The sequence below is a fragment of the Ferrimonas balearica DSM 9799 genome (genome assembly GCF_000148645.1).
Lineage (GTDB): Bacteria > Pseudomonadota > Gammaproteobacteria > Enterobacterales > Shewanellaceae > Ferrimonas > Ferrimonas balearica.
On sequence record NC_014541.1, the window covers coordinates 618,965 to 632,768 of the forward strand.

Here is a 13,804-nt window from a genome sequence, read left to right on the forward strand (position 1 = left end):
AATACTGCGCTCCGGCGCCGGGTGTAAATCCTCGAATGGGGTTTGTCGCGGCGTTACTGCCCGCTCAGAGCCCACTCAACAGCGGCCTCGGCATGGAGTGCCGTGGTATCGAACAGGGGCACGTCGGTGTGTTCAGGCTTCACCAGCAGGGCAATCTCGGTACAGCCCAGAATGGCGCCCTGCGCCCCTTCGCGGTGAAGGCGTTCAATGATTGCAACATAGTCCCGGCGAGCGTCATCGTTGAACTGCCCCTGACACAGTTGGTCGAAGATCACCTGATGGATACGTGCCCGCTCTGCCGCATCGGGGAGCCGCACTTCAATGCCGTAACCCTGCTCCAGTCGCTCACGGTAGAACGCCTGCTCCATGGTGAAGCGGGTGCCCAGCAGAGCCACACAGGTGATGCCGTCGGCCTGCAGGCGGGCGCCAGTGGCATCAGCAATGTGCAGCAAAGGGATGGAGATGGCGTTGGCGATCTGCGGTGCCACTTTGTGCATGGTGTTGGTGCCGATCAGCAGCCCCTCTGCCCCTGCACGCTCCAGAGCCTGCGCTGCCAGGGCCAGATGCTCTGCGGTTTGATCCCACTCACCCTGGTGTTGCAGTTCGGCAATGTCGGCAAAGTCGACGGAGTTGATCAGCACCTTTGCAGAGTGCAGGCCTCCCAGTCGTGCCTGGACGCCCCGGTTCAGGGCCTGGTAATAACTGACGGTGGATTCCCAGCTCATGCCGCCCAGCAGGCCGAGGGTTTTCATTGCCGATGTCATGGTTCCGATACTCCGTTGCAGGGATGCCCCATTGTGCCGACTGAGAGGGTGGGGAAACAGGCGCCAGCGCATAAAAAAACGGCGCACCAGGCGCCGTTTTTTCGAAGCGATTCGACTCAGTCGTCGTACTCGTCATCGTAGTCGTCGTAATCCGCGTCATCGGTTTCTGCAGCGGCGGCACGCTCGGCACGCTTCTGCTCAGCTTTGGCGGCCTGGCGCAGGGCCTGGGCTTCGCGCTCGGTACGTTGAGCGGCTTTACGCTGGTTACGCTCTACCTGCTGCTGCAGGAAGCTGTTGAGGGTCTCTTCGCCCCAGCTTTGTGCTTCCGCTTCGCTGCCAAAGCCATCCTGGCGCTTGGTTACCTTGGTCTTACGGGTGGAGATTTTGCGGACAATCTCAGCGGTCCAGCTGCCGTCGTTTTCAGTAACGCGGATGTCGTACTTTTTGCCTTGAGCCATGATGGTTTCTGTCCAAAAGCGGGGATGGATGCACGGCCGGACTGGCCGTCAGTTGGCGCTCTCGACACTCAGGCCCGGAGCGCATCGCGCCAACGGTGGTCGCGAGGGGCCGAAGTATACACTGCGGTGGCACCAGGACGCATCCGATTCCAACAGTAAAACCATGGCGGGACGGTTTCGGCCCCGCCGTGGTGGTCGCTCAGCGGTATTGCAGCTGCGAGTCGACATCTTTGCGGGTGCCGCGGATTGGGTAGTGGTTACCGGGATCGCGGATCCAGCGCAGGCCATTGACCAAAGCCTGCAGTTCAGGCCGGACAAAGGGGTTGTTGGACAGATCCACCACATGGAGGTTGCCCTCTTCATTCACCACAAACAGGCCGGGTTCGGCAAAGTTGTGGTCGGTCTCCTGCTCTGAGCGGGGCAGGGAGATGTACACCCCCAGTGCTTCCATCTGGTCCTGGGTCAGGCCATACGCCAGGGGGAATCCGACCTCAAGTTGACTCTTATGGGCTGCCAGCTGGGCCTGTGAGTCGGCAGACACTGCAACGATATCGACGCCAATCTCCAGCAGCTCTTCGCGGAACCCTTCCAGTTGATTCAGGTATTTGGTGCACAGTGGGCAGTGACGGCCACGGTATACCACCACCATCTGCCAGTTTGCACCGCTGTCCGGTCGGGGCTGTCCGAGGCGAACGCTTTCGCCTTCGAAGGTGGTGACGTGCAGCTCTGGAAAGCGATCGCCGGCGGCAAGTTTGTGCTGATCCATCAGAGACTCCTTGAGTGCTTACAGGTGTGGGGCCAGATGCTGTTGGAAACGAACCAGGTCGTTCTCAGTATCGGGGTTTTTCATCACATCAAAACTAGCAAAGGTGGGCAGCGCTGACATACCGAAGAATCGGAAGTTCATGTGCATCGGGAACATCAGGTCATCCACGCCTTTGCCTTCAAACAGGAACTGATCTTCGTCATCAAAGGCTGCCTGGGGCGCATTGAAGGTGAGTGACATCAGGTATCGGCTGCTGAGCTTTCCGCCACTGCCATACTGCTTGCTGGCGTCCTCCCGGCTGCGGCCATCGCCATCGCACAGGACGCCCATCATGCCGGTGGTGTAGACCTCGTCCATGTACTTCTTGAAGGACCAGGGCACGCCCATCCAGTTCACCGGGATCTGAAGAATCACCAGGTCGGCCCACAGGTGCTTTTCGACCTCGGCTTCAATGTCGTAGGCCTCGGTCATGGTGGTGAGTTGCACCTGGTGACCTTTGCCTCTGGCCAGCTCAGCCGCGACATCGACCATGGCGGCGCTGAGTTTGCCTTCGGAGAAGGGGTAGGGTTGGTGGGTGTTGATGATCAATACGTTCATATCACTGGCTCCGGTAATGGGTCGCTGTGGTGTTGAGCGCATTGTGGTATCGTGTGGTTACCAACGTCAACCAGTATACTTTTAGTAACCTAACTGATGGTGTTCCGGTAGGGAGCCGTCAGGAAACAGGAGCAGTGATATGGCCGACACCCATCCTCAAGCCCGTGTCGAGGTGAATGCTCAGGGACAGAAGCGGGCGATCTCCCCCTGTCAGGAGCCCTGTCCGATTGAGCGCGGCATGCGCATTATCGGCGGGAAGTGGAAAGGCTCGATCTTGTGGCATCTGAAGGATGAACCGGTGCGCTTTAATGATCTGGCCCGCATGTTGGGCGGAGCCAGTAAGAAGATGGTCAACCAACGTCTTAAGGAGATGGAGGAGCAGGGGCTGATTCGGCGCGAGGTGTTGAGTGAGCGCCCGGTGGCCGTCTCCTACCAGATCACCGATTTTGGACGCTCCAGCCTGGCGGTATTGGAGCTGCTGAAAGACTGGGCCATTGAACACGACATTTGATGCTCTGGGCCCGGGATTTGCGCTGCCGTGGGCTGAAAGCCCACGCTACGATGCGGTGCCCGGCTGGAGCGAGGAGTGAATGCGGCGGGCTTCGATTCGGCTCTGAGTTCCGAACAGGCCACTTTCTGAGGATACAAAAAAGCCCCGGCTGATGCCGAGGCTTTCTCGTGTCTGGTCGGTGTGAGAGGATTCGAACCTCCGACCCCTTCGTCCCGAACGAAGTGCGCTACCAGGCTGCGCTACACACCGAATAAACTGGCTTAAAAAACCCCGCTTTGGCGAGGCTTTGGAAATCTGGTCGGTGTGAGAGGATTCGAACCTCCGACCCCTTCGTCCCGAACGAAGTGCGCTACCAGGCTGCGCTACACACCGATTGATTGTCGCATTGCAACGGCGACGTATTCTAGCGATTTTCCCCCGCTGCGCAAGCACTCGATCCTGCATTTGTGTTTGTTTGCCGCTTTTGTGCCCGAACTGATGCGCATATGGCCAATGGGCCCGCCCTTATATTCACTTTTGTTATTAAGGGTAATGATTGACTCTTTGTTGTGGAATATAGATGGCAGTTAGGCTTACTTCATCGTTTTCGATGGAGCCCTGCTCGTGTCTCTATATTCCCTCTCTCAACGCCGCTCAGATACGTCGCCCGGACAGGTGGTGCTGGTGGGCGCCGGCCCGGGTGATCCGGGATTGCTGACCCTGCATGCCTATCAGGCACTGAAGGAGGCGGAAGTGGTGTTGTACGACGCGTTGGTGTCGCAACCCATCCTGGACCTGATCCCCCCGAACGTCGAGTGTATCGCGGTGGGCAAACGCTGTGGTGCACACAGTCTGCCCCAGGCCGAGATTGAGCGGGTGATGCTGGCCAAGGCGGCAGCGGGTTATCGGGTGGTGCGCCTTAAAGGCGGCGACCCGCTGATGTTCGGTCGTGGCGGCGAGGAGATGTTGGCGTTGAAACTGGCGGGCATCCCGTTTCGGGTGGTCCCCGGTGTCACGGCAGCCAGTGCCTGTGCCGCTTATGGCGCGATGCCCCTGACTCACCGTGGGGTGGCGCAAGGGGTGACCTTTGTTACTGGCCACGGTAAGGATGGTCAGCCCATTTCGGATTGGTCGCCCTACGTGATCCCCGGCCACACGTTGGTGATCTACATGGGCCTGAAGCGGGCGGCAACCATTCAGCAGGGCCTGATGGCGGCGGGCATGGCGGCACAGATGCCGGTGGCGATCGTGGGACAGGCCAGCCAGAGTGGCCAGCAGCGGGTCAATGGCACGCTTGGCGAATTAACCATACTGGCGTCCCAGCCTCACTTGCCCAGCCCGGCTGCGATCCTGGTGGGAGAAACCACGGCGCTGGCGGACTCGTTGGACTGGTTTGTGGCGGAGGCTCAGCCTGCCATCAACTCGAAGTCTCTCGACAACATTTTCGACAGCGCGGCGATGTAGTCGGCGTCACCCTGGTCCAGCACCAGCCGGGCCAGTTCCAGTCCCAGCGGGGTAAACCGGTAATAGCGCAGCCGCAGGCGGTTGTGGCGGGGGCGCAGCAGCAGGGTCTGGTTGAGCAGTCGCAGTCGCAGCGGTTCCCCCTGAGTGAGCAGGCCGGTCTCCAGCTCGGCGGCAAACAGGATGCCCTGTTCCCGCAGGGTGAGGATGGCGCTGTAGGGCAAGCCGAAGCGGGACAGAGAGAGGCTGGGCTGACCGGCGGGCAGTAAGCCGCCGTAACCGGGCATCCGGCGGTAGCCCAGCAGAATTTTCCGGTTTGGCTCGCTGTTGAGCATGCTGGAGAGGGCCACGGCGCGGCCCAGCAACAGGGCGTCTTTCTGGGTCATCTGACGGAGGGTGTCGAGGGCCCGCAGGCTGAAGGAGCCGGGTTGGGACAGCTCGGTGGCCAGGATCTTACCCCACAGCTCCTGCATTCTGGGGGAGTGGACCTTCTCGGCCAGGGAGAGAAACTGGTGCAGCCAGTCGGGGTCAGGCTCGTGGCCGGCGACGTCATTGTCGCTGTGTTCAACGGCGTGATGGAGCACCGCCTCAACGTTCAGTTGGTACTGCTCATGCAGGCGCTTTACGCGCTGCTCGGCCCGCTGTAACAGGGTGCCCTGCACCCCGTTTTCATCAAGGCTGAGGCCCATCAACCGGGTTAATGCGACGGCCTGATGGCGGGTACTGCGGTGCTTTGGTGGGCTGAAGGCCTCGGTCATGGCCGCTCACTCTCCTGGCTAGGTTGCTGTTCTACCAATCTTTTTAATCGCTCCAGTCCCTGCTGGAACTGCTCGCCAATCATAACATCCGCCATCATGGCCAAATAGGCACCGACCACCGGGATTTGCATTTTTCCGTTCATCTCCCAGATCACCACGGTGTCATTGCCCTGGGTGCGATAGCGAAAACCGGCCTGCATGGGCTGGGGGCTGCCGTTAAAGTGCAGGTCATACTGGATGCCGACGGCGGGCGCACTCTGCACAATCCGCAGTTCCCCACTGCCGGTGTCATCCTGCCAGGTCTGATTGGCGCCAACGCCCGCACTGGGACGTCCGACGCTGATGCGAACCTCGTTGCCATAAAACGGGCTCCACAGCGGCCAGAGGGTCAGGTCATTGAGATAGGGGTGGATCTGTTCCGGCGTGGCGCTGATCCGCACGCTGCGGCGCACATCAAACTCATCCGGCAGGATCACACCGGCCACGAGCACCACCAAAAGCACCACCAGCAGGAGTTTTAACAGGGTTTTCATTCGACTGCTCCCCGACAACGACTCCTGTTGAGTTTAGGTGGGGTTTTGCTCGCTGCGGGCTCGCAATCGAACGGGCGCCCACCGAACCGGGTTATCGGCATCGGGGTGATCGGGGATATTGCGGCACAGCAGCAGGGAGGTCAGCGCAAAGCCGGTGCCGATCAGGAACACCGCTGCCGGGGCGGTCAGCCACAGCAGCCCCAGCAGGGCGGGGATCACTACCGCGGCGATGTGGTTGATGGTAAAGCTGACCGACGCCGTGGCGGCGAGATCTTTGGGGTCGGCAATCTTCTGCAGGTAGCTCTTGATGGCGATGGCCAGCGCAAACAGCAGGTGATCAATCACGTAGAGGGCCCCGGCAAAGGCGGCGTTCTCGACAAAGGCGTAGCTGGTGAACACCAGCGCCAGCCCCACGTATTCCACGGTCAGGGCCCGGCGCTCCCCGGCCCGCTGAACAAAGCGGCCAATGGCCGGGGCAAACAGCAGGTTAAACAGGTAGTTGATCAGGAACAGGCCGGTAATGGCGGCCACGTTGTAACCGAACTTCTCCACCATCATAAAGCCAGCAAACACCATAAAGATCTGGCGTCGTGCCCCGGACAGAAAAGTCAGGCCGTAGTAGAGCCAGTAGCGGCGTCGCAGTATCAGGCGCTTGTGCTGAGGGTGGGGATTGTCAAACCGGGGAAAGCGGGTGATCAGATAGGCCAGCATTGCTAGCCCCGCCAGGCCGGACACCAGATACATGGCGCGATAGTCCCAGCCCAGTCCGGTCATCAGCAGCCAGATGGCGGCATAGGCCAGCAGGGCTCCAGCCGCTTTGACGGACAGTGCCCGGCCCATAAATTCGGCGGTTTTCTCTTTGGGCAACCATTGCAGGGTGAGCGACTGGTTAACGGTTTCGTAGTAGTGGAAGCCGATGGACATCAGCACTGTGGTGGCATACAGCCCGATGGCCGAAGGGAAGAAGCCGGTCAGGGCGACACCGACACAGAGCAGGGCCATCGCCACCAGGGCGAGGGTTTGTTCCCGTATCACCAGCAGGACAAAAACGGCGGTAAAGGCGAGAAAACCGGGCACCTCGCGCAGTGACTGCAACAGACCAATCTGGGCGCCATCAAACTGCGCCACCTCAACCACGAAGTTGTTGAGCAGGGTCTGCCAGGTGGCAAACACCATCGACATGATAAAGGTCAGCCCCAGCAGTAACTGGGCGCGGCGAGGGTCGCTGGTCACATCTGCCTCCTGCATCTGTGGTCACTTGGGGACGGCGGGGTCCGTCCGGAACCGGTCACGCAGCGTAACACGGTACGCCAATCCGACCGAGCACCGCACGCTTCGTTAGCAGCTTCCCATGACAACAATATGATATTGAGGTGACCGTGTTGGGGGCGAGCGGCGCCTTGAGCTAGGGTTACACCATGCTTGTCCGAATTCTGCTCATAACAAGCTGGCTGTGCAGCTGCGCAGCGGCACCCCCAACCGGCGTGGCACCGTCGGATCTCTTTGCTGATGAGGCGTTTCAGCACGCTCAGCCTGTGCCCACTCCGGACTCGATCTTTGCCCTCAGCCCCGAGATGGAGCAGGTGGTGGAGCACCTTCGCCATTCGCCGGACCCGAAATCCGATCTGCTGGCGTTGATCCGGGAAGACGAAGGGATCCGCTACGACAACCGTTTGACCCAAAATGCCGCCACCACCTTTGCCCAGCGCCAAGGCAACTGCATGTCACTGGTGGTGATGACCGCCGCGCTGGCGGATGAGCTGGCGATGCCGGTGCGATTTCAGTTGGTCAAGTCGCCGCCGGTGTGGGATCGGCAGGGGGCGCTTTACCTGATCAACGGACATGTGAATCTGCGCCTGGCAGCCCCTTACCGGGCCAACCAGATGCGGATTACTGACGGTGGCGTTACCGTGGATTTCCTGCCGGGCAATCAGTTGCGCGGCTACCAAACCGAACCGCTGTCCCGCAACGAACTGGTGGCACGCTACTACAACAATCTGGCGGCGGAGGCGATGGTGGACGGCGAGGCCGATTACGCCTACCAGCTGCTCAAAGCGGCCCTGTTGCAGGCGCCGGACTATGGCCACGCCTGGAATACCCTTGGCGTACTGTACCGCCAAAACGGCATGAGTGAGCGGGCGGAAGCGGTGTACCGTTATGCGGTCGAACTGCCGGACAGTGAACTGGATGCACTGCACAATCTGGCCATTCTGCTGGCGGCGCAGGACCGATTGATCGAGTGGCAGGAGGTGCATGGCCGACTCGAGCTGAAGCGGATCCGTAACCCCTATTACCACTTCGATATGGGCGAGTTGGCTTATCAGGCCGGAGAGTACGACAAAGCGGTGCGGTTCTATCGCAAAGCGGTTGACCTGGCCGACTACCGCCATGAGTTCCATTTCGGCCTGTCCCGGGCCTATTACCAACAGGGCAATCTGGTGCTCAGTGCCCGTCACCTGAACCGGGCCGAGGACCTGGCCCCCGCCGATGAGCGTCAACGCTACCAGCTGAAGCTGCTGGCCCTGCAGGGGGGACGCCCCTGAGTCGCTTCACTTAATCCGAGTCCGATCCTCAGCTATTCCCGTCTCCAGCCTATTTTTGTTAAAATCGCCGCAAATTTTGAGGAGACGATCTCTATGCCGATTTACTGCGTGGGTCACAAGATCCCGGATTCCGATTCCATCTGTGGTGCAATTGCCCTGGCTTACCTGAAAAACCAGATTGGCGAAGAAGCGGTGGCCACTCGCCTGGGCGAGCTGTCCCCGGAAACCGCTTTCATCCTGGACAAGTTTGGCCTGGAAGCCCCTGAGCTGAAGCTGAGCTACGCCGGTGAGCAGGTGTACATCGTTGACCACTCCGAAGTGACCCAGGCCCCGGACGACATCGCCGAAGCCACCATCGTCGGTATTGTTGACCACCACAAACTGGGCGACCTGACCACCTCCACCCCGCTGGAGTGCTGGATCCGTCCGGTGGGTTGCTCTAACACCGTGATCAAGATGATGTACGACTTCCACGGCGTTGAGATCCCGAAAGCGATCGCCGGCATCATGCTGTGCGCCATCCTGTCTGACACCGTGATCTTCAAATCCCCGACCTGCACCACCGCCGACATCCGTTGCGTGGAAGCGCTGGCTGAGATCGCTGGCATTGAAGACTTCAAAGGCCTGGGCATGGAGATGTTCAAGGTGAAGTCTGCTGTGGAAGGCACCCCGGCGCGTGACCTGGTGCTGCGTGACTTTAAAGACTTCGACATGAACGGCAACCTGGTGGGCATTGGCCAGCTGGAAGTGATCGATCTGGCGGTACTGGATGCGGTTAAACCGGCTCTGGTGGAAGACATCGCCAAGCTGAAAGCCGAAGGCAACCGTCACTCCGTTCTGCTGCTGCTGACCGACATCATGAAGGAAGGCTCTGAGCTGCTGGTGATCAGTGATGACCTGTCCGTGGTTGAGCGCGCTTACGGCCAATCCATCGAAGATGGCAAAGTGTGGCTGGACGGTGTACTGAGCCGCAAGAAGCAGGTGGTTCCGCCGCTGCAGCAAGCCTTCGCGTAAGCGAATACGATAAAAAAAGGCGCCCGATGGGCGCCTTTTTTGTGCCTGTTACCGACTCAGCGGTGGTATTCCAGGCAGGTGTTCACTTCATTTTTAGAACCGAGAATCACCGCCACACGCTGGTGAATGCCCTCAGGCTGGATCGCCATAATGCGCTCGTAGCCGGTGGAGGCAACGCCGCCCGCCTGCTCCACCAGGAAGCTCATCGGGTTGGCTTCGTACATCAGGCGCAGCTTGAACGGCTTCTCCGGATTCTTGGTGTCCTGCGGGTAGGTAAACAGGCCGCCACGGGACAGCACCCGGTGCACATCGCCCACCATGGCCGCAATCCAGCGCATGTTGAAGTTCTTACCACGCTGGCCCTCTTTGCCCAGCAGGCAGTCGGCGATGTAGTTCTGCATGGCCGGTTGCCAGAAACGCTGATTGGACATGTTGATGGCAAATTCGGCGGTGTCGGCCGGGATGCTGACCTGCTCTTCCACCAGGATGAAGTCGCCGGTTTTCGGGTCCAGGGTAAACATCTGGGTGCCATTGCCGGTGGTCAGGGCCATCACGGTGGCCGGGCCGTACAGCATGTAGCAGGCGGCCAGCTGGTTTTCGCCCGGCTGCAGGAACGCCGCCTCGTTCACCTCACCTGCCGGGGCGGGCAGCACGGAGAAGATGGTGCCCACCAGAGAGTTGATGTCGATGTTGGAGGAGCCGTCGAGCGGGTCGAAGCTCACCAGGAAGCGGCCATCGGCATTGGCGGCGACCACATCATCTTCCTCCTCGGAGGCCACACCCTTGACCAGAGGCTGAGCCTGCAGCGCCTGCTTGATCAGTTCGTTGGCGATCACGTCCAGTTTCTTCTGGGTTTCACCCTGAACGTTTTCACTCTGGGTGGCACCCAGTACCCCTGCCAGTGCACCGCCGCGCACCAGGGCGCTGATCTCAGTGGCGCAGCTGGCCAGGGACTGGATCAGGGTAAGCAGTTCGCCGTCGACACCGCGGCGGGACAGGGTCTCTTGAAGAGTGTGCATGGAAGGGTCCTGTAAGGCTGATTTTTATAGGGCATTTAATGGCCGCAATGATAGCGGATGCCGATGCGGATTGCAGTGTGCAATCGTGGTTTCAGTCACAAGAGTTCACAGCGAGGGCGGGCAGAGAATGCCCGCCTTATCGGGAATGGGGTTCAATTCGGGGGCGGGCGGTGTGGTGCTCAGGCCGTGCGCTGTTGTTGGTAACGGCGAACGGTTTGCCACAGCCGATTCAGCAGCAACAGACCCGCGCCACCGACAGCGAAGTAGCAGGAGAACAGGGCCACCGGTGGCGGCAGGAAGGTGAGGATAACCACAAAGAAGCCGACACCAACGGGCCACATCCACCAGCGGCCGGAGCACAGACAGGCCAGCAGCAGGTAGGGGGCAACCAGCGCCATCAGGCCGGTGTAGCCGTACAGGACGGCCAGGGTCAGGGTAGACATGGGAGGGCCTCTATAAAGTTGTTGTTTAAATGCAAGTTTAAAGGGCCGACCCTGGATTGGCCGTGAGCAGGATCAAAAAAGCCGACCCAAAGGGCCGGCTTTTTCAATGTGGGCCGGTCAGAACATCAGCTGCTGGTTCTGCCAGATAAACAGGCCAATCAACAGCAACGGCAGCAGGGCCAGGAACAGGGCCGCCACCGATTGCCCCTGTGGGCCCTGGCGCAGTGACTGGATACTGAACACCACACTCATCAGGCAGCTGGCAACGCCACCGAGGGCAACCAGTGCCGCCGAGATGGCGCTGACCATGCCTACGGTGCCACCCATAATCTCAGCCGCTTCCTTGCCGCCATCGGCAAAGGCGTAGGGGCCAAAAGCGAGGAAAAAGGCGGTGATAAACAGGGCGTAACCCAGGCCAGCCAGTTTCGTTTCTCGACGCAGTTCGTTCACGTGACGCTCCTTTGGACGATTCAGAGCCATTGTACAAAAACGGCTGCCTCTGTGGGCAGCCGTTTGGCAAAAAGGTTCCGGGCTCAGTGACTTTGACGGCCACGCCACAGGATGGCGCCAATGGCGAAGGCGGTCAGCAGCATGCAGTACCAGCCCTGGGCCACCACCGCGATGGGGGAGAGCGAGAAGGTGGCTGCCAGCAGCAGGGCCTGGGCACCGTAGGGGATCAGGCCCTGGATGATGCAGGCGAAGATGTCCAGAGTCGCCGCCGCGCGGCGGGGCGCCACACTGTTCTGCTCAGCCAGAGAGCGGGCCACCGGACCGGCCACAATGATGGACACGGTGTTGTTGGCCACACAGGCGTTGGTGCTGGCCACCAGGGCGCCCATGCCCAGCTCGGCTGCGGCGCTGTTACCGCGGCGGCTGAGGCGGGTGATCATTGCGGCCACCTTGTCGGTCAGCCAGGCCAGGCCACCCTGCGCGCTCATCAGAGCCGCCAGGCCACCCACCAGCATGGAGAGAATGAAGATCTCCTGCATCTTGGCGAAGCCACTCATCAGGTCTTTGCCCAGGGTCATCAGGCTGTAGTCGCCGCCAACAAAGGCGGTGAGGGCCGCCAGTACGATGCCGAGCGACAGCACCACAAACACGTTGATGCCGATCACCGCCAGTACCAGGATGGCCAGGTAGGGCAGGACTTTGATCAGGTCGAACTCTTGCGGGGCGATGTCCGCTTTACCGCTGCCGGCGATGGCAAACAGCACCACGGCAACCAGAGCAGCCGGGGCCGCGATGCGGATGTTCTCGCGGAACTTGTCCTTCATCTGCGCGCCCTGGGTACGGGTGGCGGCGATGGTGGTATCGGAGATGATGGACAGGTTGTCGCCGAACATGGCGCCGGACAGCACCACACCGGCCATCAGCGCCGTATCGATGCCGGTTTGCTGAGCGATGCCCAGGGCGACCGGGGCGACCGCGGCAATGGTCCCCATGGAGGTGCCCATGGCGGTGGAGATAAAGGCGCTGATCAGGAAGATGCCCGGCAGCAGCAGGGACGCGGGGATCAGGGTCAGGCCCAGAGCCACGGTGGCGTCGACCCCACCGGTGGCGGAGACCACGGCGGCAAAGCCACCGGCCAGCAGGTAGATCAGGCACATGGCGATGATGTTGTTGTCACCGATGCCCTTGATAAAGGTGTTGATGCCGGTTTCCAGCGGCTGCTGGAATTTCAGCGCGCCGAGGGTCAGGGCCAGCACGATGGCAGGCAGGATGGCGATCACCGGCGACAGCTCGTAGAACGCGAACTCCACACCCTGGTAGGTGAGGTAGGAACCGGTGCCGACAAACAGCACCAGAAACAGCACCAGGGGCAGCAACGCCAGCGGAGTGGCGTTGGGGGTATCGATGGCGGTGTTGGCCGGGCAGGCCTGGGTTTGACTCATGGGGCTCTCCAACCGGCCTTGGCGGAGGCCGCGGCACGTTACTGCAATGGCCGCGACTGTAGTGGAATTCCAGAAGTCCGTCAATATAGACGTCTAAACGTCTTGTGCGGGTCGGGGATCCGCCTCCGGATCTGTGATCCTGTTCGAATTCCTGTCCTGCCGCGCCAGCCACCACATGGGGGTGATGATCAACACCGCCCCGGCCACCATCGGCAGGTCTGGACGTTCGCCAAACCACAGCAGTCCCACCAGCCCCGCCCAGATCAGCGCGGTGTATTCGGCGCTGGCGATCTTGCTGCTGTCAGCGGCCCGGTAGGCCACCACACAGAGGCCGGTGTAAACCATGATCATGGCACTGGAGCCCACCGCCGTGGCGGCGGGGGCGAAATCCCATGGCTTGCCCTCCCAAATCGCCAGCAGCGTGGCCACCGGAATGGCAAACAGGTTGGTGAGCAACAGCGTCTGCAGCACCCCATGCTGGCGCGGCAGTTTGCGCACCAGCAGGTTGTTGCAGGCCAGCGAGAACGCCACCAGCAGGGCCGCCAGGGCACCGATATTGATCTCGGTAGGGCGCACCACCACCAGCACACCGATAAAGCCGACCAGTGCCGCGGCAATGGCGGCCCGACTCAGTTTCTCGCGATACCACAGCACCGCCAGGGGCAGCATCATCAGCGGGGCTGAGTGGAACAGTGCGGCAGCCGTGGCGATGGGCAGGTGGGTCATCGCTGGCACCATGCACATGGCACCGAGCAACAGAATATGGGCCCGCAGCAGGTGCCACTTCAGGCCCACCCGCCAGTGCCCGGGGTTAAACCAGAGCACCAGCGGTAACAGGAAGGCCGCGGCAGCCAGCAGGCGAAACAGCACAAACTGGAAGATCGCCACCTCCCCCTCAAGGGTTTTGATAAAGGCATCGGAGAGCACTCCGGCGAGGTTTCCCAGCACCAGCAGCACCATGGCATGGCGGGCAGTAAGCGGCGACATTTTCACACTTCCAGTGAGACAGCAAAACGACTGTCCGGCAGGGTAGTGTCCCTCTTTCATTATGTATAATGATGAAAAT

General features: G+C 60.7%; 16 protein-coding genes and 2 tRNA genes. 4 read left to right on the top strand and 14 right to left on the bottom strand.

Going from position 1 to position 13,804, the window contains the following annotated elements; translation table 11 throughout:
• Positions 1-53: 53 nt before the first annotated feature.
• From FBAL_RS02935 to FBAL_RS02950, 4 genes are all read right to left on the bottom strand, one after another.
• On the bottom strand, positions 54-752 hold the full coding sequence (locus FBAL_RS02935; RefSeq protein WP_041251155.1) for an aspartate/glutamate racemase family protein: 699 nt from the start codon (positions 750-752) through the stop codon (positions 54-56).
• A gap of 128 nt (positions 753-880) precedes the next feature.
• A complete protein-coding gene (locus FBAL_RS02940; protein ID WP_013344086.1) occupies positions 881-1,222 on the bottom strand; it encodes a DUF3622 domain-containing protein in 342 nt (113 codons plus the stop codon).
• Positions 1,223-1,421: 199 nt separating this feature from the next.
• On the bottom strand, positions 1,422-1,988 hold the full coding sequence (locus FBAL_RS02945; RefSeq protein ID WP_013344087.1) for a redoxin domain-containing protein: 567 nt from the start codon (positions 1,986-1,988) through the stop codon (positions 1,422-1,424).
• Between the two features lie 18 nt (positions 1,989-2,006).
• On the bottom strand, positions 2,007-2,585 hold the full coding sequence (locus tag FBAL_RS02950) for an NAD(P)H-dependent oxidoreductase (protein WP_013344088.1): 579 nt from the start codon (positions 2,583-2,585) through the stop codon (positions 2,007-2,009).
• A 139-nt stretch (positions 2,586-2,724) separates the two neighbouring features.
• Here FBAL_RS02950 and FBAL_RS02955 point away from each other — a divergent pair, with 139 nt between their 5' ends.
• The gene (locus FBAL_RS02955) at positions 2,725-3,096 is read left to right on the top strand and encodes a winged helix-turn-helix transcriptional regulator (protein ID WP_013344089.1); all 372 of its coding nucleotides are present in this window, start codon (positions 2,725-2,727) and stop codon (positions 3,094-3,096) included.
• A 172-nt stretch (positions 3,097-3,268) separates the two neighbouring features.
• Here the strand turns inward: FBAL_RS02955 and FBAL_RS02960 are convergent.
• A tRNA-Pro gene (locus FBAL_RS02960) sits at positions 3,269-3,345 on the bottom strand.
• 46 nt (positions 3,346-3,391) lie between these two features.
• Positions 3,392-3,468, bottom strand: a tRNA-Pro gene (locus FBAL_RS02965).
• 231 nt (positions 3,469-3,699) lie between these two features.
• On the opposite strand from FBAL_RS02965, the gene cobA reads away from it, so the two are divergent.
• Complete coding sequence (cobA, locus tag FBAL_RS02970; RefSeq protein ID WP_013344090.1) at positions 3,700-4,539, top strand: uroporphyrinogen-III C-methyltransferase; 840 nt, start codon at positions 3,700-3,702, stop codon at positions 4,537-4,539.
• Here the strand turns inward: cobA and FBAL_RS02975 are convergent.
• Genes FBAL_RS02975 through FBAL_RS02985 form a run of 3 tightly spaced genes read right to left on the bottom strand, consistent with a single transcriptional unit; the run spans position 4,482 to position 7,075 of the window.
• The gene (locus FBAL_RS02975; protein WP_013344091.1) at positions 4,482-5,294 is read right to left on the bottom strand and encodes a TIGR03899 family protein; all 813 of its coding nucleotides are present in this window, start codon (positions 5,292-5,294) and stop codon (positions 4,482-4,484) included. The two genes, cobA and FBAL_RS02975, sit on opposite strands and share 58 nt — an antisense overlap.
• Positions 5,291-5,827 carry an SRPBCC family protein gene (locus FBAL_RS02980; protein WP_013344092.1) on the bottom strand — a complete coding sequence of 179 codons (537 nt, stop codon included), beginning with the start codon at positions 5,825-5,827 and terminating at the stop codon, positions 5,291-5,293. The genes FBAL_RS02975 and FBAL_RS02980 overlap by 4 nt, the downstream gene beginning before the upstream one ends.
• Before the next feature lie 33 nt (positions 5,828-5,860).
• The gene (locus tag FBAL_RS02985) at positions 5,861-7,075 is read right to left on the bottom strand and encodes an MFS transporter (protein ID WP_041251156.1); all 1,215 of its coding nucleotides are present in this window, start codon (positions 7,073-7,075) and stop codon (positions 5,861-5,863) included.
• A gap of 236 nt (positions 7,076-7,311) precedes the next feature.
• On the opposite strand from FBAL_RS02985, the gene FBAL_RS02990 reads away from it, so the two are divergent.
• Positions 7,312-8,370 carry a tetratricopeptide repeat protein gene (locus tag FBAL_RS02990; RefSeq protein WP_049779319.1) on the top strand — a complete coding sequence of 353 codons (1,059 nt, stop codon included), beginning with the start codon at positions 7,312-7,314 and terminating at the stop codon, positions 8,368-8,370.
• A 93-nt stretch (positions 8,371-8,463) separates the two neighbouring features.
• The gene (locus tag FBAL_RS02995) at positions 8,464-9,384 is read left to right on the top strand and encodes a manganese-dependent inorganic pyrophosphatase (RefSeq protein WP_013344095.1); all 921 of its coding nucleotides are present in this window, start codon (positions 8,464-8,466) and stop codon (positions 9,382-9,384) included.
• A gap of 56 nt (positions 9,385-9,440) precedes the next feature.
• On the opposite strand, the gene FBAL_RS03000 is transcribed toward FBAL_RS02995, so the two are convergent.
• From FBAL_RS03000 to FBAL_RS03020, 5 genes are all read right to left on the bottom strand, one after another.
• Positions 9,441-10,403, bottom strand: coding sequence for a class 1 fructose-bisphosphatase (locus FBAL_RS03000; RefSeq protein WP_013344096.1), 963 nt, complete (start codon positions 10,401-10,403; stop codon positions 9,441-9,443).
• Between the two features lie 179 nt (positions 10,404-10,582).
• On the bottom strand, positions 10,583-10,846 hold the full coding sequence (locus tag FBAL_RS03005; protein WP_013344097.1) for a hypothetical protein: 264 nt from the start codon (positions 10,844-10,846) through the stop codon (positions 10,583-10,585).
• 117 nt (positions 10,847-10,963) lie between these two features.
• Positions 10,964-11,296 carry a hypothetical protein gene (locus FBAL_RS03010; RefSeq protein WP_013344098.1) on the bottom strand — a complete coding sequence of 111 codons (333 nt, stop codon included), beginning with the start codon at positions 11,294-11,296 and terminating at the stop codon, positions 10,964-10,966.
• A gap of 83 nt (positions 11,297-11,379) precedes the next feature.
• The gene (locus FBAL_RS03015; RefSeq protein ID WP_013344099.1) at positions 11,380-12,738 is read right to left on the bottom strand and encodes a Na+/H+ antiporter NhaC family protein; all 1,359 of its coding nucleotides are present in this window, start codon (positions 12,736-12,738) and stop codon (positions 11,380-11,382) included.
• Between the two features lie 93 nt (positions 12,739-12,831).
• Positions 12,832-13,725, bottom strand: coding sequence for a DMT family transporter (locus tag FBAL_RS03020; RefSeq protein ID WP_013344100.1), 894 nt, complete (start codon positions 13,723-13,725; stop codon positions 12,832-12,834).
• Positions 13,726-13,804 lie beyond the last annotated feature (79 nt).

Bases quoted from the DNA above. Each gene is read 5' to 3' on its own strand.
- FBAL_RS02935 (WP_041251155.1), bottom strand. From the start codon at position 752: ATGAAAACCCTCGGCCTGCTGGGCGGCATGAGCTGGGAATCCACCGTC.
- FBAL_RS02940 (WP_013344086.1), bottom strand. From the start codon at position 1,222: ATGGCTCAAGGCAAAAAGTACGACATCCGCGTTACTGAAAACGACGGC.
- FBAL_RS02945 (WP_013344087.1), bottom strand. From the start codon at position 1,988: ATGGATCAGCACAAACTTGCCGCCGGCGATCGCTTTCCAGAGCTGCAC.
- FBAL_RS02950 (WP_013344088.1), bottom strand. From the start codon at position 2,585: ATGAACGTATTGATCATCAACACCCACCAACCCTACCCCTTCTCCGAA.
- FBAL_RS02955 (WP_013344089.1), top strand. From the start codon at position 2,725: ATGGCCGACACCCATCCTCAAGCCCGTGTCGAGGTGAATGCTCAGGGA.
- FBAL_RS02975 (WP_013344091.1), bottom strand. From the start codon at position 5,294: ATGACCGAGGCCTTCAGCCCACCAAAGCACCGCAGTACCCGCCATCAG.
- FBAL_RS02980 (WP_013344092.1), bottom strand. From the start codon at position 5,827: ATGAAAACCCTGTTAAAACTCCTGCTGGTGGTGCTTTTGGTGGTGCTC.
- FBAL_RS02985 (WP_041251156.1), bottom strand. From the start codon at position 7,075: ATGCAGGAGGCAGATGTGACCAGCGACCCTCGCCGCGCCCAGTTACTG.
- FBAL_RS02995 (WP_013344095.1), top strand. From the start codon at position 8,464: ATGCCGATTTACTGCGTGGGTCACAAGATCCCGGATTCCGATTCCATC.
- FBAL_RS03000 (WP_013344096.1), bottom strand. From the start codon at position 10,403: ATGCACACTCTTCAAGAGACCCTGTCCCGCCGCGGTGTCGACGGCGAA.
- FBAL_RS03005 (WP_013344097.1), bottom strand. From the start codon at position 10,846: ATGTCTACCCTGACCCTGGCCGTCCTGTACGGCTACACCGGCCTGATG.
- FBAL_RS03015 (WP_013344099.1), bottom strand. From the start codon at position 12,738: ATGAGTCAAACCCAGGCCTGCCCGGCCAACACCGCCATCGATACCCCC.
- FBAL_RS03020 (WP_013344100.1), bottom strand. From the start codon at position 13,725: ATGTCGCCGCTTACTGCCCGCCATGCCATGGTGCTGCTGGTGCTGGGA.